We start from the raw sequence: 20,070 nt of genomic DNA, 5'->3' as shown, positions 1-20,070 counted from the left end.
TGCCGGCAAAATGTGCTATGCGGTCGGCCATGATGGAACCTGTGGCCGCGCCGAACCGACCACTGAAACGTGGCTGGACCACCGGCAGCTGCGCGACGGCGGCCGCGCGCGCAGCCTATGAGCTGCTGGCCACCGGCAGCTGTCCCGCGATGGTCGAGATCGCCCTGCCCGGCGGGCGCCGCGTCAGCTTTGCTGTGGCGATGCACGAGTCCTGCGATGCAAACGCGACCGCCGCGGTCGTGAAAGATGCCGGCGACGATCCCGACGTCACCCATGGCGCCCTGATCAAGGTGACGGTGCAGCACGGCGCGGCTGGAACCGGCATCACGTTCCGTGCAGGTCCCGGCGTCGGAACGGTGACCAGGCCGGGACTGCCGCTGCCGCCCGGGGAGCCCGCGATCAATCCGGTGCCCCGCGAGATGATCTCGACAGCGATCTTCGAGGCCGCCGCCGCGCTCGGCGCGACGCGGGACGTGATCATCGAGATCTCCATTCCCGGTGGCGAGGAGCTGGCGAAGAAGACGCTGAACCCGCGGCTCGGCATCGTCGGCGGGCTGTCGATCCTTGGCACGACGGGGATCGTGGTGCCCTTCAGCTGCGCCGCCTGGATCCATTCGATCTACCGCGGCATCGATGTCGCGCGCGCGAGCGGCCTGCCGCACATCGCCGGCGCCACCGGCAGCACGTCGGAGAAGGCCGTGCAGCAGCTCCACGACCTGCCCAACGCCGCGCTGATCGACATGGGCGACTTCGCCGGCGGCATGTTGAAATATCTGAGCCGTCATCCCGTCCCGCGCGTGACGGTGGCCGGCGGCTTCGCCAAGATGACCAAGCTCGGCCAGGGCCTGCTCGATCTGCATTCGCGGGCCGGCGAGGTCGATCTCGGCTGGCTCGCGCAAACGCTGCACGACGCAGGCGCGCCGGATGCGCTGGTCGCCACGGCGCGCGGCGCCAACACCGCGCTGCAGGTGCTGCAGGACGCCGAGCGTGCGGAATTCCCTGCGGGCGCGATCGTGGCCGAGGCTGCGTGGCAGACCGCGCACCGTGCCCTCGGCAACGACGCCATCGCGCTCGACATCGCCGTGTTCGATCGCGACGGCAGACTGGTCGGCCAGAGCAGCGGACCGGCTCATTCGCCTCTCCCGCGAAAGCGCCGCTGATAGTCGGCGTCGTAGAGCGCGCTGTTGCGAAAATCCTCCGCGCCGAGCGCACGGCCGACCAGGATCAGCGCAGTGCGCTCCATCGGCTCCGTCGCGACCTGCGCAGCGATGGTCGCGAGCGTGCCGGTCACGACGCGCTCATCCGGCCAGCTCGCGCGATAGACAATGGCGATCGGACAATCGTCGCCGTAATGCGGGCGCAGCTCGTCGACGACCTTGTCCAGCACATGGATCGACAGATGGATGGCGAGCGTGGCGCGCGATTGCGCGAACAAGGACAGCTGTTCCGTCTCGGGCATGGCCGAAGCGCGGCCGGACGTGCGCGTCAGCACGACCGACTGGGCCAACCCCGGCAGGGTCAGCTCGCGGCCGAGCGCGGCGGCCGCGGCCGAGAAGGACGGTACGCCGGGTGTCACCGTGTAGGCGATCTCGAGCGCGTCGAGACGCCGCAGCTGCTCGCCGAGCGCGCTCCAGATCGAGAGGTCGCCCGAGTGCAGCCGCGCCACCTCCTCGCCCGCGGCGGTGGCCCGGACCATCTCGGCGATGATCTCGTCGAGCGCCAGCGGCGCGGTATCGACGAGACGCGCGCCCGGCGGGCAATGATCGAGCAGCGCCTTCGGGACAAGCGAGCCGGCATAGAGACACACCGGGCAGCGCGCGATCAGGTCGCGGCCGCGCAAGGTGATCAGATCGGCCGCGCCAGGTCCGGCACCGATGAAATGCACCGTCATCGGCCGTTCTCCGCAGCGCCCTCGCCTTGCGCCAGAGCACAGGTCGCAGAGGCATGGGCCAGTCGCGGCAGGATCAGCCGCGCATGGCGGCCCGCGGCGGCGAGCGCTGCAGTCTCCGCAATGGATGGCACGCCCTTGAGACGCTGGACGAGATCGCTGCGCGTCACGGCAAGATCGGCGACGGCCGCGAGATCGTCGGTGCCGATCCCGAGCAGCGGCCGTCCAAGCCGCTGTGCCGTCTCGATCACGCCGGGCTCCCGGAGCTTGTCGAGCGCGGTTGCGATCACCGCGACATCGTCGAGCGCGATGCGCGCAGCGGTCAGCGCCTCTGCGACAACGCTGCCGATGTCTTCCGCACTCGCCTCACGACGACAGCCAATCCCGAGCGCGATCATGGCTTGTTCACCCGCCATTGCGTGACCGGCATCGCCTGCCGCCAGCCGTGCATGCGGCCGACCGGCTCGATGCGCGACACCGCGATCCGGACCAGCTCGCCGCCATGCCTGCCGAACAGATCGATCAGCCGGGACTCGCCTTCGAGCGAGATGACGTTGGCGACAAGGCGGCCGCCGGGCTTCAGGCGCGACCACGCCGATTCGAAGACGCCCTCTTCAGAAATGCCGCCGCCGATGAAGATCGCATCCGGAGGCTCGAGGCCGGCCGGCAATGCCGACGCGCGCCCCACCACGACCTTCAGATCGGGAGCACCGAGCGCGAGCGCGTTGCGCATCGCGCGGTCGGCGCGGTCCTGCCGCGCCTCGATGCCGATCGCGCGCAACGAACCGTGCCGCAGGAGCCATTCGATCGCGACCGAGCCAGAGCCCAATCCAACGTCCCACAGCAGTTCGCCGGGACGCGGCGCCAGCGCCGACAAGGTCACGGCCCGCACGTCGCGCTTGGTAAGCTGGCCGTCATGCTCGAACAGGTCGTCGGCAAGGCCCGATGTCAGCGGGATCACCGGCGCGTCCGGCTCGGCGATCACCTCGACGGCGATCGTCGTGAGAGGATGAATATCCGAGAGCGCGAAGCCGTCGGCGTCGGCGCAGCGCACCCGCTCCTGCGGACCGCCGATCGCTTCCAGCACCGTCAAGCGCGAGCGCCCCATGTGCCGCGACGTCAGCAATGCAGCCAGCTTTGCGGCAGTCGATCCGTCCCAGGCCAGCGCCAGAATGCGCGCGCCAGGCGCCAGATGGCGGATGATGCCCTCGAGCGCCCGCCCGTGCAGCGTCACCTGGGCCACGTCCTGCAGCGGCCATCCCAGCCGGGCGGCTGCCAGGCTGAAGGCGGAAGGCTGCGGCACGCACAGCATTTCCGCAGCATCGAAGCGCTGCATCAGCTGCTTGCCGACGCCGTAGTTGAAGGGATCGCCGCTCGCGAGCACGACGACCGACTGTCCCCTGCACGCGGCAATCTGATCGAACGCCAGGTGCAGCGGGCTCGGCCATGCCAGCCGCTCGCCCGTGATCAGCGCCGCGGCGTGCTCGAGATGACGCGCACCGCCGACGACGAGCGCCGCCCCCGCGACGAGATTGCGCGCCTGCGCCGAGAGACCGTCGAGACCATCCTCGCCGATGCCGACGATGGACAGCCAGCGCACCACGTTGCAAGTTGCATCGGGACTCACCATGGACCCTGCCCCGCATGCGCATTCTTATTCTCGGCGGAACGACCGAGGCTTCGGAGCTGGCGCAGCTGCTGGCCGGCAATAGCCGGTTCGACGCGACGCTGTCGCTGGCCGGCCGCACGACCTCGCCAAGGCCACAGCCGCTGCCGACCCGCATCGGCGGCTTCGGCGGCATCGAGGGGCTGGAGGCGTGGCTGCGCGATCATGCTGTGGATGCGGTGGTCGACGCGACCCATCCCTATGCCGATCAGATCTCGCGCCATGCCGTGGCCGCCTGTCACGCGCTGTCGCTGCCTCTGGCCTCGATCCGGCGCGCGGCCTGGCAATCCCAGGCGGGTGATCACTGGATCGAGGTCGACAGTGCGGAGGCTGCGGCCCATGCGCTCGGGCTCGCGGCTTCGCGGGTGTTCCTCAGTCTGGGACGGCTGGAGCTTGCGGCGTTCGCCGCAGCCCCGCAGCATCACTACATCGCGCGCACCATCGACCCGCCCGGCGATATCGCGCTGCCGCCCGAGATCCGCTTCGTCCGGGATCGCGGACCGTTCGACGAGGCGAAGGAGCAAGCCTTTCTCGCACAGGAACGCATCGCATGCGTGGTGTCGAAGAACTCCGGCGGAGCTGCGACCTATGCGAAGATCGCCGCCGCACGACAGCTCGCCCTTCCGGTCGTGATGATCGCGCGGCCCGACAAGCCCCATGGCGTCGCGCTGGACAGTGCGCGGGCCGCGTTGCAATGGCTGGAGACGCAGCTTGCTCATGGGCCGGCCCCGGCTTCACGCCGCAGCGTATAGACGAACGGCGCCTTGCCGTCGCGCGCGATCAGACGCGTCGCCGTCGAGCCGATCAGCACCAGCGTGCGCATGTCGGCGCTGTCGGGATCGACCTCGCCCAGGGTGGTGATGATCCGCCTGACCTCGCCGCTGCCGGCGGCACGCACCATCACCACCACGGTTGACGGCGGCTTGATCTCACGCAGCAGCGCAAACGCCTCGCCGAGCTGATGCGGTCGCGCCTTGGAGAGCGGATTGTAGAGCGCGATGACGAAGTCGGCTCCGGCCGCGGCCTGCAGCCGGCGACTGATCGTGGTCCAGCTCTTGAGGTTGTCGGACAACGAGATCGCGCAGAAATCGCCGCCCAGCGGCGCCCCGACCTCGGCGGCGGCCGCCAGCATCGCCGTGACGCCGGGCTCGACGCGGATGTCGAGCGCGCGCCATTCCGGCGGGCCGGCCTCGACCGCCTCGAAGACGGCGGCCGCCATCGCAAACACGCCGGGATCGCCGCCGGACACCACGGCCACGCGCCGGCCGTCACTGGCGAGCGCGAGCGCATGGCGTGCACGATCGAGCTCGACACGGTTGTCGCTGGCATGACGGATCTGGCCGGGCGTCAAGGTGCTCACCCTGTCCAGATAGGGACCATAGCCGATGAGATCGGTGGCGTCGGCAATCGCGGCAGAGGCAGCCGGCGTGATCAGCTCGCGCCGCCCCGGGCCGACGCCCACGATGGTCAGCGTGCCCGTCACAGCCGCCGCCCCTGTCCCGGGATCAGGATCATCGAGAAATACGGACCGCGGTCCTGCATCACCTCGGCGAGCGGCGCGACGCGTTGCGCCTCCATGGTGCCGCGCTCGACATAGATGGCACGATCGAGCAGCCCGGCCCGCGCGATCGCCCGCTTGACCTTGGTGAGATTGCGCCCGACCTTCATGATCACGGCGGCCTCGCAGCGCGTCAGCCGATCCTGCAGGACATCCTCGGCCAGCGTGCCGGGCAGCACCGACAGGATGTCGTCACCCCAGGTGATCGGAACGTTGGCCCTGGTCCAGCAGCCGGACATGCCGGTCACGCCGGGGACGACCTCGACCGGATGATCCTGCTCAAGCCGGCGCCACATGTGCATGAACGAGCCATAGAAGAACGGATCGCCTTCGGCGAGCAGGCCGACGGATCGTCCTGCCGCAAGATGCGCAGAGATGCTTCCGGCCGCCCGCTGATAGAAGTTGCCGATCTGGGCCTCGTAGACAGGATCCGCCACAGGCACCTCTTCGGTGACGGGATATTCCAGCCGCAGCTCATGGCGGCCGGGCTCCATCAGCGCTGTGACGATCCGCCGTGCATTGCCTTCCATGCCGCGCTTGGCAAAGAATGCGATCACGTCGACTGAGCGGATCAACCCGGCCGCCCGCAGCGTCAAATAGCGCACGTCGCCGGGACCGACCCCGATGCCGTAGAGCGTGCCGGGTCCGGCTGTGCCGGCGATGGTGTCGAGCAGGCTCATTCGACATCGCTCGCGATGGCGTTCACGGCGGCAACCGCCATGGCGCTGCCGCCCTTGCGTCCCCGGACGATCAGATACGGCACCCGGCCGTCGGCCGCGAGCGCCTCCTTGGATTCGCGCGCGCCAACGAAGCCCACCGCCGTTCCGATCACCGCGGCCGGCCGCGGCGCGCCCTGATCCAGCATGTCGAGCAGATGAAACAGCGAGGTCGGCGCATTGCCGATCGCGACCAGCGCGCCTTCGAGATGCGGCCGCCACAGCTCCAGCGCCGCAGCCGAGCGCGTGGTGGCCAGCTGCGCCGCCAGCGCCGGCACGTCGGCTTGATCGAGCGTGCAGATGATCTCGTTGCCGGCCGGCAGCCGGGCGCGCGTGATTCCCTGCGCCACCATCTTGGCATCGCACAGGATCGGTGCGCCGCGATCGAGCGCGGCCCGCGCCGCGGCCGCGAAGTTCTCGGACATCTCGATATCCGAGGTGATCTCGACCATGCCGCAGGCGTGGATGATGCGCACGGCGATCTTCTCTTCAAGCCCCTGGAAGCGCGACAGATCGGCCTCGGCGCGGATGGTCGCGAACGAGCGGCGATAGATCTCCGCGCCATCCTTGATGTAGTCGCGCAGGTCAGACATGGGCCCTCTCTCCAGCTTCGAACAGCCCATCGCCATCAGCGTCGAGGCCGGCGGCATCAACCGTGCCGCACGCCTCAGTCCTGACCGTTCCATCGCGCACGAGATGGTAGCGCTCCCCCTCCCCGATCAACACGATGTCGGCGGGCGCCGAGCGGGCGCAGCCCTTGGCGCAGCCCGAAACGTGCAGCGTGCCCTTGAACTGCGTGCGCCTCATCGCATCCGCCAGCACGCGCGCATGCTGCCGGGTGGCAAGGCCGGTCGACGGGCAGCAGCCGGCACCCGAGCAGGCATCGATGCGCATCAGGGGATCCGCATCGTCGACGATCAGGCCTAGCCGAGCGGCGTCCGCAACGATCTGCGCTGCGATCTCGGGACCTGCGGGCACATACAGCGTGCGCCAGGGCGACAGACGGACCTCGGAGACGCCATGGGTTGCGAGCACATCCGCGAGCCGCGTCAGAGCATCGCTGTCGAGACGTCCGAACGGGGCACCGAGACCGACGGCGCATGTCTGATCCGTCAAAGCAATGACTCCGCAACGCCGCTGCGGCGTGGCAGACCGGGTCATCGCGCCTGCGCCATCGAGGCCCAGTTCGGCGCCGATGGTGGCTATCGCTGGCGCGAGCAGTGTCGCGGACCGGCGCGTCGGGCCGAGCTTCAGCACGACGCGCGTAAGCTGGATTGCCACCGACGCAGCATCGGCCACCGACGTCGTTCCCAGCCATCTCACGTCATCCGACCCAGACAGGCCGATCGCGACGCGGCAATCTCCGTCACGGACCTGGGCCACGAGACGGACATCCGCGGCAAGGTCCGCAAGCGGCAGCCTGCCGCCGCCGTCCAGCGCGAAGCCGAACTTGGCCGGCAGGGCCTGGAGCGCCTGATCCGACGCCAGTCTTGTTTCCAGCGCGGCGGCGACAGGACGCATGTCCAGGATCTCGGCTGGATCGAGTCCTGCCAGCGGATTGACGACGATGTTGCGGATCGCCTCCAGCTCCGCGCTGGCATCGAGCAGATCGAGCGCGGCCATCAGGTCCCACAGCGGCACGAGCGTCTGGTCCGAGACGCCGCGGATCTGCAGATTGGCGCGGCGGGTGAGATCGATCTGGCCGTTGCCGAAGCGTTGCGCGGCCCGCGCGAGCTCGCCCAGCGCCGAAACCGACAATGCGCCGCCATGCGGCCGAACCCGGACGATGAGCCCGTCGCCGCTCGGCATCGGCCGGCGTGCACCGGGACACCAGCCCTTGATCTCGGCGACGGCGGTCACAAGACGATCTCCCTCTGCGTCAGGCGCGTGCGGACGAAAGCCAGCTCGTCCATCACCGCATTTCGGCGCGGCACCCATAGCTGCCGGCGCAACGCATCCTCGAATCGGGAGACGATGGCAGCCACGGCCGCCGGATTGCGCGCGACCATGGCCTGCAACACTGCCTCGTCGCACAGCAGCGCCCCATGCGCCAGATCAAACAGGTGCTCGGCCACCGTATCGGACGTCGCCGCAAAGGCGTAGAGCGCGTCGATGGCTTGCACGATCTCGGCGACGCCGCGATGGCCATGGCCGAGCATTCCCGCAAGCCACCGCGGATTGGTGAGCCGGCCGCGTACCACGCGGGCGATCTCCTCGCTGAAGGTCCGTGCCTTCGGCTGGTCGGGCCGGCTGGTGTCGAGATGCAGCAGGGCCGGCGCAGCACCGAGCGACGCCGCAGCGGCTGCAAAGCCGCCGGCAAAATCGGCGACCTCCTCACCGTCGAGCAGGTCGCGCTCGCGGTCGTCCTGCGCATGCACCAACGCGTCGGCCGAGCGGACGCGGTCACGGAACGTGTCGGAGGCCGGGACGGCATCATGCGCTCCGCCGAAGCTGTAGCCGGCACCGTCGAGATAAGCCTCACCGAGCTGTGCCTTGCTGTCCCACGCCATTCCCAGCGCGACATCCGCGGCGACGGCGCCATAGCTGCCAGGCGCGCCGCCGAACACGCGGGCGAGGCTTTCGCCGCGGCGTCGCGCAGCGGCCAGCGGATTGTCGGCATCGTCCTCGTCGCGCGCCGCGACCGTCTGCACGGCGAGATCGAACAGCGCGATCTGCGCTTCGAACAGATCGCGGAACAGTCCGGAGATCCGCAGCGTCGCATCGATCCGCGGACGATCGAGCGCGGCGAGCGGCAGAACCTCGATGCCGGTCACGCGATTGGAGTTGTGGTCCCAGCGCGGCCGCGCGCCGAGATAGGCCAGCGCCTGGGCGAGATCGTCGCCGCCGGTCCGCAGCGACGCCGAGGCCCAGAGATCGAGCATCAGCGCGCGCGGATAGTCGCCATGGTCCTGCAGATAGCGCCGGATGACCTCATCGGCTGCGCGCGCACCGACGAGGGCGGCCGTCCGCGTCGGGATCGCGCGGGGATCGATCGCGGTGAGATTACGCCCCGTCGGCAAGACGTCGAGCCGGCCGCGGCTCGGGGCGCCGGCCGGACCTGCAGCCACGCGGCGGCCGTCGAGCGCCGTCAGCAATGCGCTGCGCTCGGCCAAGGCACTCGTCTGGATCCGCGCGTCGATGTCGTCGCGACCGACACTGCCGCCCGGCCCGGCCGCGGCCATGATCGCGTCGGTCAGCAGACCGTTCGCGGCTGCGTCCGGCGCCTGACCAAACACATGCAGACGATCACGCACCGCGAGCTCCTTGATGTCGCATAATTGCGCATCGAGCTGCGCGATCGCCTCGCGTCCGGTCATCGTGCGTTCGAGCCCGCAATCGGCGGCGAGGCCGCTCTGCCAGGCACGCGCGATGATCTCGTCCTCCAACAGGCCGAGGCGGCGCCGGTCGAGGCCATCGGCCTCGGCATATTCCTCGACCAGGCCTTCCAGCTCGAGCAGAGACCCGTGCAGCCCAGCCTGCGACAGAGGCGGCGTCAGATGTCCGAGCGTCAGCGCAGCGAGCCGGCGCTTGGCCTGCATCGCCTCGCCGGGATTGTTGACGATGAACGGGTAGATCACCGGCAGCGGACCGAGCACGGCCTCCGGCCAGCACTGGCTCGACAGCGCCAACGCCTTGCCCGGCAGCCATTCCAGCGTGCCATGCGCGCCGAGATGAATCAGCGCGTCGATCTTGTCCACCTCGCGCAGATGCGCGTAGAGCGCGACATAGGCATGCCGCGGCGGCACGGTCGTGTCGTGATAGCCGGACTTGCGGTCGGCGCGACTGCCGCGATCCGGCTGCAGCAGGATCGAAAGCTTTCCGGCACGCAGCACGCGAAAGCGGAACGCACCGTCGCGAAACGCCGGATCGGCGCTGGCCTCGCCCCAGCTGTCGCACAGGGCACGCTGCAGATCCGCGGGCAACAGCGCCAGGGCGCTCTGATAGTCGGCGAGTGGCACGACGAGCTCATCGGCCGCATCGCGCAGCAACGCTTCGATACGATCGACAGTCGGAGGCTCACAGCCGATGTCGTATCCCGCCTCCGCCAGCAGCCGCGCGATGGCAGCCGCGCTGGCGCTGGTATCGAGGCCAACCGCGTAGCCGCGGCGGCCGCCGCGCGCCGGATAGTCGGACAGCATCAGCGCGACGCGGCGCTCCCCGGCCGGCAGCGCGCGCAGCCGTGCCCATCTTGCCGCGAGCCGCGCGACATAGGCGATGCGGTCGGCTTGCGGCACATAGCGCACGGCCCCGAACTGCAGGCGTTCATCCGCCGGCATCTCGCCCTTGAAGGCGATCGGCCGCGCCAGCAGACGGCCGTCCAGCTCAGGCAGCACGACGTTCATGGCAAGGTCGGTCGGCGACAATCCGCGCGACGACGATGTCCAGGCCTCTTCCGTGCTCTGCGCCTGGATGATCTGCAGAACCGGCGCGTCGGCGACGTCCAGCACGGTCGTGCCGTCCTCGCGTAGCGCCGAGAATGCGGTCGCGTTGAGGATGATCGCCGGACGCCGCTGCCGGATCAGTCGCGCCAGCGCATCGGCAATGCTTGGATCCTTCAGGCTGGTCACCGCAACGGCCACCGCCGCAAGCCCTTCGCGCTCCAGCCCGCGCATCAGCTCCGCAATGGCAACGGTATCGGCGGCGAGCAGGCTGGCGCGATAGAACACGATCAGCGCGGTCGGTCGCGCATCGTCGCTGAGGCAGAGCGCATCGATGGTCAGGGCGCCGCGATCCGGCGCGAAGCCGACGATCGAGCCGATGGCAACCGGCTCGGCAAAATGCGTGTCACGCCCGAGCAGCGCGGCGAGATAGCGCAGGCACTCGCGCGCATTGCCGACGCCACCTTCGTGCAGATAGCCGTAGAGCCGGGCCGTGACGTCCGACGGCAAGGTCGACAGCGCATCGAGCCGGTCATCGGCCCGATCGTCGCCGGGCAATGCCGCGAACAGGATGTTCCGGCTGCGGCACACCGATGCGATGCGCTCCAGCCCGTAGCGCCAATAATCGAGTCCGCCGAGACAGCGTACGACCACGGCGCGCGCGCCGAGCACGACGCGGTCGAGATAGAGATCGACCGACATCGGATGCTTCAGCCGCTTCAGGCTGGCAAGACGGAGGCCCGGCAGGTCCGCCGCGCACGACGTCCAGGCCTCGGCGAGCGCCGACAGGTCGCTGTCGGAGAACGACAGCACGACCAGTTCGGCGGGCGACTGTGCGAGATCCACGGCCTGTTCGAGGTCGTCGAGATCGGCGCCGGATGTCGCCAGGAGGTGCATCGCCCTCGCCTAGCCCGCAATCAGGGTCGTGATCGCGGCGGCATCGAGGCCGCGCTCGCCGATCACCACCAGCCGCCCCTGCCGCGACTCGCCTGCGCGCCAGGGGCGCTCGAACTGATGCTGGATACGGCTGCCGACGGCCTGCACCAGCAGGCGCAGCGGCTTGCCGGCGACTTCCACGAATCCCTTCACCCGCAAGACGTCATGAGCGTCAACGGCGGCCGCGATGCGGTCGACGAGCGCGTCGGGCGAGGCCTGCGGCGGCACGTCGAGCACGAAGCTCTCGAAATCATCGTGATCGTGCTCGGCCTCGTTGTCGTGATGCGAAGGACGCGCGGCAAGATCGCCTTCCGCGGCGGCGCCGAGTCCAAGCAGGACGGAGGCTGAGATCTGGCCGTGTTCGGTCGCGATCACCTTGACAGCGCGCTGCACCTTCGCGGCGATCTCGGAGGCGACCGCCTTGCGATCCTCGTCGCTCATCAGGTCGCTCTTGTTCATGACGACGAGGTCGGCGCAGAGCAGCTGATCCTCATAGACCTCCTCGAGCGGATTGTCGTGATCGAGCGAATCGTCGGCGGCGCGCTGCGCAGCGAGCGCTGCGGGATCATCGGCGAAGCGGCCAGCCATGACGGCCGGACCGTCGACGACAGCGACGACGCCATCGACGGTGACGCGCGTCGCAATCTCCGGCCAGTTGAAGGCCTGCACCAGCGGCTTCGGCAGCGCCAGCCCCGAGGTCTCGATCACGATGTGCTCGGGCGGCTCCTTCTGGTCGAGCAGGCTCCTGAGCGCCGGCACGAAATCATCGGCCACGGTGCAGCACAGGCAGCCGTTGGACAATTCGACGATGCGGTCCTCCGGGCAGTCCGGCACGCCACAGCTTTTCAGAATGTCACCGTCGATGCCGACATCGCCGAACTCGTTGACGATGATCGCGAGCCTGCGGCCATTCGCGGTCTCGATCAGGTTGCGCACCAGCGTGGTCTTCCCCGCCCCGAGGAAACCGGTGACGATGGTGCAAGGCGTTTTGGCGAACGACTTCGTCATGACAGCTTTATCTTTCGCTCTTATCGCGTCGGCAGCGCAGGCACGCGCGCAACGGTGTTCTTGCGGATATATTCGGGACGCTCGCGCCAGGCCGGCAGGCCCGCCTCGTGCTTCTGATGCAGGCGCGCGAAAGCCAGCACGTCCTGGGCATGCAGATCCGGATCGAGCGCGCCGAGCACATAGGTCCATTTGCCGGGCGCGGTCACCGCAACCGAGCAGGCGCGATTGCAGTTGGAAAGACATTCGGCCGGCGCAATTGTGAGGCCCGCCCGCAACTCCGACGGCGCGGCTTCGATGGCCGCGAGCAGCCGAGTTCCGGCCCGCGGCTGCTCATCCGACGGGCCCGCAGCCGTTTGCGCGCGGCAGGTGACGCAGACGAACAGGGTCGTCCCGCTCTGCTCCAAAATCGACATCGATCAGCCGACCACGTCGGCGGCTTTGATCATCTGAGCAGGGCTGAACGTCATGACCGTCTCCGTCGCTTGCCGGTTCCCAGGAGAACCGGACGATGCGCTGCATCCGACGGCATCCCGCCCATCCCGGCGAGATCAAACCCAGCATCGCGACTCCCCGCGCGACGGGTCGGCCAACAGCAATGTCGACGGCAGGTCTCCTGGCTCTCGGGTCGCTGCGTGAGACCGCCTTCCCGGTTTCCCAGTGGCTATTTGGCCTCACACTCGCCGATTACAGTTGCGGGGGCAGCCGCGGCCTAGGGTCAAGGACCCGCACCGTGTTCCCTAAATCTCTCCTTTCGGAGAACCGTCATCTGTTAGATACGGGTCGCACCAAAGCCCGTCAATCGGAATCGTCCCCCCATGACCGCCGCCCCTGGCCATCCTGCCCTGCCGCGCCTGACCCTGGTGCTCGGCGGCGCGCGCTCGGGCAAGAGCCGCCACGCCGAGGCGCTGGTCACCGCCGAGGCGCCGCCCTGGATCTATATTGCGACCGCGCAGGCGTTCGACGACGAAATGACCGAGCGCATTGCCCATCACAAGGCGCGCCGCGCCGCTGGATGGCAGACGCTGGAGACCACGCATGATCTGGCCGCCGTGGTCCGCCAACACGCGGGGTCGCCCGCGCCGCTGCTGATCGACTGTCTGACGCTGTGGCTCAGCAATGTGATGCTCGCCGAGATGAACGTCGCAGCCGCTTGCGCGGAGCTCGTCGATGCGCTGACCTCCGCCCGTGGCCCGATCGTGGCCGTCTCCAACGAGGTCGGGCTCGGGATCGTGCCGGACAACGCGCTGGCGCGCGCCTTTCGCGATGCCCAGGGACGGCTGAACCAGGATGTCGCGGCCCTGGCCGATCGTGTGATTCTGATGGCGGCCGGCCTGCCGCTGACCTTGAAATGATCAACAGGACGAACCCATGACCGACAGCCCCGACGATGCACGCCACAAGGCGAAGATGGAGAACCGCAAGGCGGTGCAGGATGCCGAGGTCGCCTCGAAGACCGTGGAGAAGGGCCTGCTGATCGTCCACACCGGCAAGGGCAAGGGCAAGTCGACCGCGGCCTGGGGCCTGATGCTGCGGGCGCTCGGCCGCGGCTTCCGCATCGGCGTGGTGCAGTTCGGCAAGGGCGCGTGGGAAACCGGCGAGCGCAAGGCGATCGCGGTGTTCGGTGATCAGGTCTCGTGGCACACGCTCGGCGAGGGCTTCACCTGGGAAACCCAGGATCGCGCGCGCGATGTCGCCGCAGCGGAGAAGGCATGGGCAAAAGCGCAGGAGCTGATGGCCGATCCCTCGATCAGGCTGCTCATTCTCGACGAGCTCAATATCGCGCTGCGCTATGATCACCTGCCGATCACAGATGTCGTCGCGACGCTGGCCGCGCGGCGTCCTGATCTGCACGTGGTCGTCACAGGCCGCAATGCCAAGCCGGAGCTGATCGAGGCTGCCGATCTCGTCACCGAAATGAACCTCGTCAAGCACCATTTCGCGGCCGGCGTGAAGGCGCAGGAAGGCATCGAGTACTAAGCCGATGCCCGCGCGCGCCATCATGTTCCAGGGCACCGGCTCCGACGTCGGCAAATCGCTGATCGTCGCGGGGCTGGCGCGCGCACTCACCTTGCGCGGCCTTAAGGTGGCGCCGTTCAAGCCGCAGAACATGTCGAACAACGCCGCCGTCACCGCCGACGGCGGCGAGATCGGCCGCGCCCAGGCGCTGCAGGCCCGCGCGGCGCGGCGGCCGATGACCGTGCACATGAACCCGGTGTTGCTGAAGCCGCAGAGCGAGATCGGCTCGCAGGTGGTCGTGCAAGGCAGCGTCATCGGCAACGCCAAGGCCTCCGCCTATCAGGCGATGAAGCCGCAATTGATGAACGCGGTGCTCGACAGCTTTCACCATCTCGCAGCCGATGCCGATGTCGTGCTGGTGGAAGGCGCGGGCTCGGCGTCGGAGATCAACCTGCGCGCCGGCGACATCGCCAACATGGGCTTCGCGCAGGCCACGCAGATCCCTGTGGTGCTGATCGGCGACATCGACCGCGGCGGCGTCATCGCGAGCCTGGTCGGCACCAAGGCGGTGATCGCGCCCGACGATGCCGCGCTCATCGCCGGCTTCCTTGTCAACCGCTTCCGCGGCGATCCCTCCTTGTTCGCCTCGGGCATGAATGAGATCGCGACACGGACCGGCTGGGCGTCGCTCGGGCTCGTTCCGCACTTTGCAGATGCGCGCCGCCTGCCGGCGGAGGATGCGCTCGGCCTGCCTGCGCAGGAAACTGCAGGCGGACGAAGGCCGAAGGCCGTCGTGCTCGCCTACCCCCGCATCTCCAATTTCGACGAGTTCGATCCGCTCCGGTTGGAAGACGGACTCGATCTGCAATTCCTGCGGCCGGGCACGCCGATTCCCGGCGACGCTGCAATCGTGATCCTGCCGGGGTCAAAGGCCACGATTGCCGATCTCGCCGCCCTGCGCGAGACCGGCTGGGACATCGATCTGACAGCGCATCTGCGGCGCGGCGGCCGCGTGCTCGGCATCTGCGGCGGCTATCAGATGCTCGGGCGGACGATCCGCGATCCAGATGGACGGGAAGGTACGCCGGGTTCGGTCGCAGGACTCGGCCTGCTCGACATCGCAACGACCTTGACCGACGACAAGGCTTTGCGCGAGGTCCAGGGCACGCTGATGCACGATCACGTGTCGTTCCGCGGCTATGAAATGCATATCGGCCGCACCGATGGCCCGGCCACCGAAAGCCCCTTCCTGACATTCACCGATGGTCGCCGCGATGGTGCCGTCGCGGCCGGCGGCCAGATCGCGGGCTGCTATGTGCATGGCCTGTTCGCCGATGACGGCCTGCGCGCGCATTGGCTGCGCGGCCTCGGCGCCGTCACAAGCGGCCTCGCCTACGAGTCCGATGTCGACGCGACACTGGACGCGCTCGCGGCCCATCTCGAGCGCCACGTCGATGTCGACCGAATTCTCGATCTCGCGCGTGGGCCGCACACGATCACATGAATGCGATGGTCAGCGCGGCGATGACAATGGCCTGTATCAGGCAGGCGACACGGTAGAGACGAAGCGCCCGCCTGATGTCATCGGCCGTCAGAGCCGCCCGTCCGTCGCCCATCCACGCATCCGCCACCGTTTCACCATCGTAGACGCGCGGGCCGGCCAGCCGCAGCCCCAGCGCGCCGGCCATCGCGGCTTCTGGCCAGCCCGCATTGGGCGAATGATGCTTGGACGCATCGCGTCTGACGATTTGCAGTGCCGCGATCCAGGAGGCACCGGGAACGACGACCGCAGCCGCGGCAAGCCACAGCGCTGACAGCCGCGAGGCCGGCAGGTTGATGAGATCGTCGAGCCGCGCCGCCGCCCAGCCGAAGGCGCGATGACGCTCGGACAGATGTCCGATCATGCTGTCGGCGGTGTTGACGGCCTTATAGATCAAAATGCCGGGCAGCCCGCCGATCACCAGCCAGACCAACGGCGCGACGATGCCATCGGAGAAATTCTCGGCCAGGCTCTCGATGGCGGCGCGTGACACGCCGGCCTCGTCCAGCCGCTCGGGATCGCGCCCGACGATCATGGCCACCGCGCGGCGGCCGCCGTCGAGCCCCTCCTTCTCCAGGCCGTCCGCCACAGCAGCGACGTGTGCGTCGAGACTACGCTGGGCCAGCAGGCTGCTCGCCAACAGACCGAGGATGAGCGTTGCGACCGGCTCGCCGAGAACCACAGCCAGCAGCCAGCTTGCGGCGAGGCCAATGGCGACCATCGTGGCCACGAGCAGAACGACGAGCCCGGCGCCGCGCCCCCGGCGCACGGCAAAGCTGTCCTCGGCGCCGTTCCAGCGGCGGTCCGCCCATGCTATCAGCGCGCCGATCCACATCACGGGATGGCCGATCCGCCGCACCATGATCTGGGGATAACCGACGACCGCCTCGATGAGGAGCGCCGCAAGCGCGAGAGAGACGAACATCGATCTCCGCTAAAGGACAGACATGGACGAGAGAGCGACTAGCACGCGCACCGATCAGCCGGAAGCGATCGTTCACGGCGGCGATCTCGATGGCGTCAGCCTCCGCTACCCGGATGCGCCGCAGCCGTGGATCGATCTGTCGACCGGCATCAATCCGGTGCCCTATCCCATCCCCGGCATCCCCCCCGCGAGCTGGGCTCGCCTGCCAACCGGGGACGACGACCGTGCGCTGCGGGCGGCGGCAGCGATGCGCTATGGCGTCGCCAGCCCCGATGCGATCGTTGCCGCACCAGGCACCCAGGCCGTTCTGCAGATCCTGCCGCGGCTGCGCCCGCGATCGACCGTCGCGGTACTCGCACCGACCTATCAGGAGCATGCGCTGTGCTGGCGCCGCTGTGGCCATCGCGTGCTGCTCGTGGAGGACCTCGACGCATGCGCTGACGCCGACATCGTGGTGGTGGTGAATCCCAATAATCCGACCGGTCGTCTGCTGCCGCGCGACACGCTGATCGGCTTGGCCGCGAGGCTGCGCCGGCGCGACGGCCTGCTGGTCGTCGACGAGGCGTTCGCCGACCTCTATCCCGCTGATGCAAGCCTCGCAGCGGCGCTACCGCCGGTTACGATCGTGCTGCGCTCGTTCGGCAAGGTTTATGGCCTGGCCGGTGTGCGCCTCGGCTTTGCAATCGGCTCAGACGACATCGTGCAGCAGCTGCGCGACGAGCTCGGACCCTGGGCGGTGTCGGGCGCAGCGCTTGCGATCGGAACCACCGCGCTGACCGATGATTCGTGGCTGCACGAGACGCGCGCCCGCCTGGCGACGGATTGTCTGCGCCTCGACGCGCTTCTGGGACAGGCCGGGTGCACGGCCGTCGGCGGCACGCCGCTGTTCCGGCTGGTCACGGCGGCCGGCGCGCCTGACATCGCCGACCGGCTCGCCCGTCACGGCATCCATGTCCGGCGTTTTCCGGCGCATCCGCGTTGGCTGCGCTTTGGCCTGCCGGGCCGGGAGGCCGACTGGCAACGCCTGGCGCAGGCGCTCGGCAACGCGTCCTAGCCGAGCACGCAGGCGACGAGCAGCAGCGTTTCCATCACCTCGATGCTGGCGCCGTGACAGTCGCCGGTGATGCCGCCGATCCTCCATTGCCAGTAGAACGCGACCGCCGGCATGAGGACGATGGCGAGCAAGGTCGGGACCGCGCCGGCCAGCGCGCCGACCGCGAGTGCAGCGCCCCAGGAGACAATCACATTCCAGCCGACGCTGTTCGAGATGCTCGCCCCCAGCCCCGGCTTCAGCGACAGCAGCGTCTTGTTGCAGACCAGCGTGCCGAGCCGCGCCCAGGCAGGGATCAGCACGAGCGCCCAGGCGGTCGGTCCCGTCGCCAGCTCGGCGATCAGCACCAGCTTGGCGGCGATCTGCAGAGCGATCGCGACGACGGCGAAGCTGCCGGCATGGGGATCGCCGAGCACGGCGATGAAGCGCTCGGGCTTGCCATGCGCGGCGCCGAACGCGTCGGCGACGTCGCCAAGCCCGTCGAGGTGCAGCGCGCCGGTGATCCAGATCCAAGCGGCCAGCACGGCCAGCGCGACGAGCCACGGATCGGCGCCGTGCAGCAGCCGCGCGATCACTGCCAGGCAGGCGCCGATCACCAATCCGGCGGCCGGAAACCAGACCACCGCCTTTGCAAGGTCGTCGGATCGCGTCTCTGCGACCCGCGGCGTCGGCAGCCGCGTCAGGAACTGCAACGCGATCCAGAATTCCCGCAGACTCATGGCTGGATGACCTCGACGATTTCGCCCCAGGGACCACGCTCACCGCCAAGTCCCGCCTCGAGCGTGATCCGGGTGCCGGGATGGATGCGCAGGCTCCAGAGCTGCCGCAACGGCCAGCCGAGCAGATGCGAGAGCGCGGCGCGCATGGCGCCACCATGCGTCATCACCAGCACCGGCGTGGGTTCGGGCACGGTGAGAACGCGTTCGACCGCGCGCGCGACCCGGGTCTGCAGATCGGCCCAGCTCTCGCCGGCCGGCGCAGAGACGGCAGCATCGGCGTAGAAGGCATCGAGCAGGGCTTCACCTCCCGGCTCGGCGGCGATGTCGCTGCGGCTTCGTCCGTCCCAGTGCCCGAAGTCGAGCTCGCGCCAATCCCCGTCGATCTCCAGCGCACCGCCGGTCTGCCGGGCGTAATCCTCCGCCGCCGCGCAGGCGCGCGCCAACGGCGAACTGACGACGCGGCGCCAGATCCTGCTCTGCGTCTGCCGCCGGACCTGCTCCCAGCCGATCTCGCTCAGCGGCGGATCGGTGCGGCCGTCGAGATAGCCGTCTCGTCCGGTGGTGCCGTGCCGCAGGAGGTCGAGCCGCATCAGGCGTCGCGCCCCGAGACCGCAGCCTCCGCGAAGGTGGCCATGCCGTTGTGGAGCGCACAGGCGAGCCGAATGATCGGCAACGCCGTCGCCGCACCGGAGGCCTCGCCGAGCCGCAGGTCGAGATCGATCAGAGCACGGGCGCCGAGCGCCTCGAGCACGACGGCATGGCCGCGCTCGGCCGAGCGATGTGAGAACAGCAGCCACGGCCGGCATGACGGGTTGAGCCTGACGGCCGCAAGCGCCGCGACCGAGACGATGAAGCCGTCGATCAGCACCGGCCAGCGCCGCTGTGCGGCGGCGATGATCGCCCCGGCCATCGCGATGATCTCCAGACCACCGACCGCGGCCATGATATCCGCGACGGCTGCTCCGGACGACAATCCGTGCCGCGCCAGGGCATCCGCAATGACCGCCGCCTTTCTGGCCCGCCCATCGGCGTCAAGCCCCGTGCCGCTGCCGACGATGTCCGCAGGCGCACAGGACAACAGCGCCGCGGCAAGGGCGGCCGCCGCGGTCGTATTGCCGATTCCCATCTCGCCGAAGATCACGAGCTCCGGCGCGTGGTCGGCCTGCCGCGCCACGGCGCGCCGCCCGGCCTCGCAGGCGAAGGCAACCTCCTCCGGCGTCAGTGCCGGCTCGACGCTGAAATCGCGTGTGCCGCGCCGCGGCTTGTCGACGACCACGCCGCGCACCGGCTCATCCGCCAGCGTCCCGACATCGACCACCTCCAGCGGACAGCCCAGGCTGCGCGCCAGAACCGAGATGGCCGCGCCGCCGCCGGCAAAGTTGTGCATCATCTGCACCGTGACTTCCGGCGGATAGGCGGAGACCCCCTGCGCCGCGACGCCATGGTCGCCGGCGAACAGCACCACCGGCACCCGCTCGGCCCCCGGCCGGTCCGAGGCCTGCAGCGCCGCGAGCTCGACCGCGACCTCCTCCAGCCGGCCGAGCGCTCCGAGCGGCTTGGTCAGCTGCGCCTGACGCGCCAAGGCCACCTCACGATGCGCCTCGGAGGGAGCCGCACAATCAACGCTGATCCATTCTGGAAGCACCACGGATCCTTTCAGCCCTGCAAAGTGTTGGGACGATTGCCATTGCGACACCGCCAACACAAGCGCAAGCGCGCAGTCGCCTG

At 69.1% G+C, this 20,070-nt stretch carries 20 protein-coding genes and 1 riboswitch; of the genes, 6 read left to right on the top strand and 14 right to left on the bottom strand.

Going from position 1 to position 20,070, the window contains the following annotated elements; translation table 11 throughout:
* The first annotated feature begins 17 nt into the window (after window positions 1-17).
* On the top strand, window positions 18-1,160 hold the full coding sequence (locus tag QQL87_RS21480) for a cobalt-precorrin-5B (C(1))-methyltransferase (RefSeq protein ID WP_284420556.1): 1,143 nt from the start codon (window positions 18-20) through the stop codon (window positions 1,158-1,160).
* Here the strand turns inward: QQL87_RS21480 and cobM are convergent.
* Genes cobM through cbiE form a run of 3 tightly spaced genes read right to left on the bottom strand, consistent with a single transcriptional unit; the run spans window position 1,130 to window position 3,518 of the window.
* Window positions 1,130-1,891, bottom strand: a complete 762-nt coding sequence (gene cobM / locus QQL87_RS21475) for a precorrin-4 C(11)-methyltransferase (protein WP_284420558.1) — start codon at window positions 1,889-1,891, stop codon at window positions 1,130-1,132. The two genes, QQL87_RS21480 and cobM, sit on opposite strands and share 31 nt — an antisense overlap.
* The gene (locus QQL87_RS21470) at window positions 1,888-2,286 is read right to left on the bottom strand and encodes a cobalamin biosynthesis protein (RefSeq protein WP_284420560.1); all 399 of its coding nucleotides are present in this window, start codon (window positions 2,284-2,286) and stop codon (window positions 1,888-1,890) included. The genes cobM and QQL87_RS21470 overlap by 4 nt, the downstream gene beginning before the upstream one ends.
* A complete protein-coding gene (cbiE, locus tag QQL87_RS21465; RefSeq protein ID WP_284420561.1) occupies window positions 2,283-3,518 on the bottom strand; it encodes a precorrin-6y C5,15-methyltransferase (decarboxylating) subunit CbiE in 1,236 nt (411 codons plus the stop codon). Before cbiE ends, QQL87_RS21470 begins: the two co-directional genes overlap by 4 nt.
* Window positions 3,519-3,532: 14 nt before the next feature.
* Between cbiE and QQL87_RS21460 the strand changes: the two genes are divergently transcribed.
* Window positions 3,533-4,306, top strand: a complete 774-nt coding sequence (locus QQL87_RS21460) for a cobalt-precorrin-6A reductase (protein ID WP_284420562.1) — start codon at window positions 3,533-3,535, stop codon at window positions 4,304-4,306.
* On the opposite strand, the gene cobJ is transcribed toward QQL87_RS21460, so the two are convergent.
* Genes cobJ through QQL87_RS21425 form a run of 7 tightly spaced genes read right to left on the bottom strand, consistent with a single transcriptional unit; the run spans window position 4,270 to window position 12,564 of the window.
* Window positions 4,270-5,037, bottom strand: a complete 768-nt coding sequence (gene cobJ, locus QQL87_RS21455; protein ID WP_284420564.1) for a precorrin-3B C(17)-methyltransferase — start codon at window positions 5,035-5,037, stop codon at window positions 4,270-4,272. The genes QQL87_RS21460 and cobJ overlap by 37 nt on opposite strands.
* The gene (locus tag QQL87_RS21450; RefSeq protein ID WP_284420565.1) at window positions 5,034-5,792 is read right to left on the bottom strand and encodes a precorrin-2 C(20)-methyltransferase; all 759 of its coding nucleotides are present in this window, start codon (window positions 5,790-5,792) and stop codon (window positions 5,034-5,036) included. Before QQL87_RS21450 ends, cobJ begins: the two co-directional genes overlap by 4 nt.
* Window positions 5,789-6,421: a precorrin-8X methylmutase gene (locus QQL87_RS21445; RefSeq protein ID WP_284420566.1), complete on the bottom strand. Its 633-nt coding sequence runs from the start codon at window positions 6,419-6,421 to the stop codon at window positions 5,789-5,791. Before QQL87_RS21445 ends, QQL87_RS21450 begins: the two co-directional genes overlap by 4 nt.
* Window positions 6,414-7,688, bottom strand: coding sequence for a precorrin-3B synthase (gene cobG / locus QQL87_RS21440; RefSeq protein WP_284420567.1), 1,275 nt, complete (start codon window positions 7,686-7,688; stop codon window positions 6,414-6,416). The genes QQL87_RS21445 and cobG overlap by 8 nt, the downstream gene beginning before the upstream one ends.
* Complete coding sequence (gene cobN, locus QQL87_RS21435; RefSeq protein WP_284420568.1) at window positions 7,685-11,104, bottom strand: cobaltochelatase subunit CobN; 3,420 nt, start codon at window positions 11,102-11,104, stop codon at window positions 7,685-7,687. Before cobN ends, cobG begins: the two co-directional genes overlap by 4 nt.
* Before the next feature lie 9 nt (window positions 11,105-11,113).
* Entirely contained in the window at window positions 11,114-12,151 is a 1,038-nt protein-coding gene (cobW, locus tag QQL87_RS21430; protein WP_284420569.1) for a cobalamin biosynthesis protein CobW, read from the bottom strand.
* Between the two features lie 20 nt (window positions 12,152-12,171).
* On the bottom strand, window positions 12,172-12,564 hold the full coding sequence (locus tag QQL87_RS21425; protein WP_284420570.1) for a DUF1636 domain-containing protein: 393 nt from the start codon (window positions 12,562-12,564) through the stop codon (window positions 12,172-12,174).
* A gap of 173 nt (window positions 12,565-12,737) precedes the next feature.
* Window positions 12,738-12,930, bottom strand: a riboswitch (cobalamin riboswitch).
* A 36-nt stretch (window positions 12,931-12,966) separates the two neighbouring features.
* Here QQL87_RS21425 and cobU point away from each other — a divergent pair.
* From cobU to QQL87_RS21410, 3 genes are read left to right on the top strand one after another with little or no spacing between them, the layout of a single operon-like run.
* Complete coding sequence (gene cobU, locus QQL87_RS21420) at window positions 12,967-13,503, top strand: bifunctional adenosylcobinamide kinase/adenosylcobinamide-phosphate guanylyltransferase (RefSeq protein WP_284420572.1); 537 nt, start codon at window positions 12,967-12,969, stop codon at window positions 13,501-13,503.
* A gap of 16 nt (window positions 13,504-13,519) precedes the next feature.
* Complete coding sequence (cobO, locus tag QQL87_RS21415; protein ID WP_284420573.1) at window positions 13,520-14,128, top strand: cob(I)yrinic acid a,c-diamide adenosyltransferase; 609 nt, start codon at window positions 13,520-13,522, stop codon at window positions 14,126-14,128.
* Between the two features lie 4 nt (window positions 14,129-14,132).
* Window positions 14,133-15,611: a cobyric acid synthase gene (locus QQL87_RS21410; RefSeq protein WP_284420574.1), complete on the top strand. Its 1,479-nt coding sequence runs from the start codon at window positions 14,133-14,135 to the stop codon at window positions 15,609-15,611.
* Here QQL87_RS21410 and cbiB read toward each other — a convergent pair.
* A complete protein-coding gene (cbiB, locus tag QQL87_RS21405) occupies window positions 15,604-16,572 on the bottom strand; it encodes an adenosylcobinamide-phosphate synthase CbiB (RefSeq protein WP_284420575.1) in 969 nt (322 codons plus the stop codon). The two genes, QQL87_RS21410 and cbiB, sit on opposite strands and share 8 nt — an antisense overlap.
* Window positions 16,573-16,594: 22 nt before the next feature.
* Between cbiB and cobD the strand changes: the two genes are divergently transcribed.
* Entirely contained in the window at window positions 16,595-17,626 is a 1,032-nt protein-coding gene (cobD, locus tag QQL87_RS21400; RefSeq protein ID WP_284420576.1) for a threonine-phosphate decarboxylase CobD, read from the top strand.
* On the opposite strand, the gene cobS is transcribed toward cobD, so the two are convergent.
* Genes cobS through cobT form a run of 3 tightly spaced genes read right to left on the bottom strand, consistent with a single transcriptional unit; the run spans window position 17,623 to window position 19,987 of the window.
* Window positions 17,623-18,342 (bottom strand): adenosylcobinamide-GDP ribazoletransferase, encoded by a 720-nt coding sequence (gene cobS / locus QQL87_RS21395; RefSeq protein WP_284420577.1) that lies wholly within the window; start codon window positions 18,340-18,342, stop codon window positions 17,623-17,625. The two genes, cobD and cobS, sit on opposite strands and share 4 nt — an antisense overlap.
* A complete protein-coding gene (locus QQL87_RS21390; RefSeq protein ID WP_284420579.1) occupies window positions 18,339-18,932 on the bottom strand; it encodes a histidine phosphatase family protein in 594 nt (197 codons plus the stop codon). Before QQL87_RS21390 ends, cobS begins: the two co-directional genes overlap by 4 nt.
* On the bottom strand, window positions 18,932-19,987 hold the full coding sequence (gene cobT, locus QQL87_RS21385) for a nicotinate-nucleotide--dimethylbenzimidazole phosphoribosyltransferase (RefSeq protein WP_284420666.1): 1,056 nt from the start codon (window positions 19,985-19,987) through the stop codon (window positions 18,932-18,934). The genes QQL87_RS21390 and cobT overlap by 1 nt, the downstream gene beginning before the upstream one ends.
* Window positions 19,988-20,070 lie beyond the last annotated feature (83 nt).

The organism is Bradyrhizobium sp. SSBR45G (assembly GCF_030159255.1).
GTDB lineage: Bacteria > Pseudomonadota > Alphaproteobacteria > Rhizobiales > Xanthobacteraceae > Bradyrhizobium.
The sequence above is the reverse complement of the archived record's forward strand: the minus strand, read 5'-3'. Positions and strand labels throughout refer to the sequence as shown.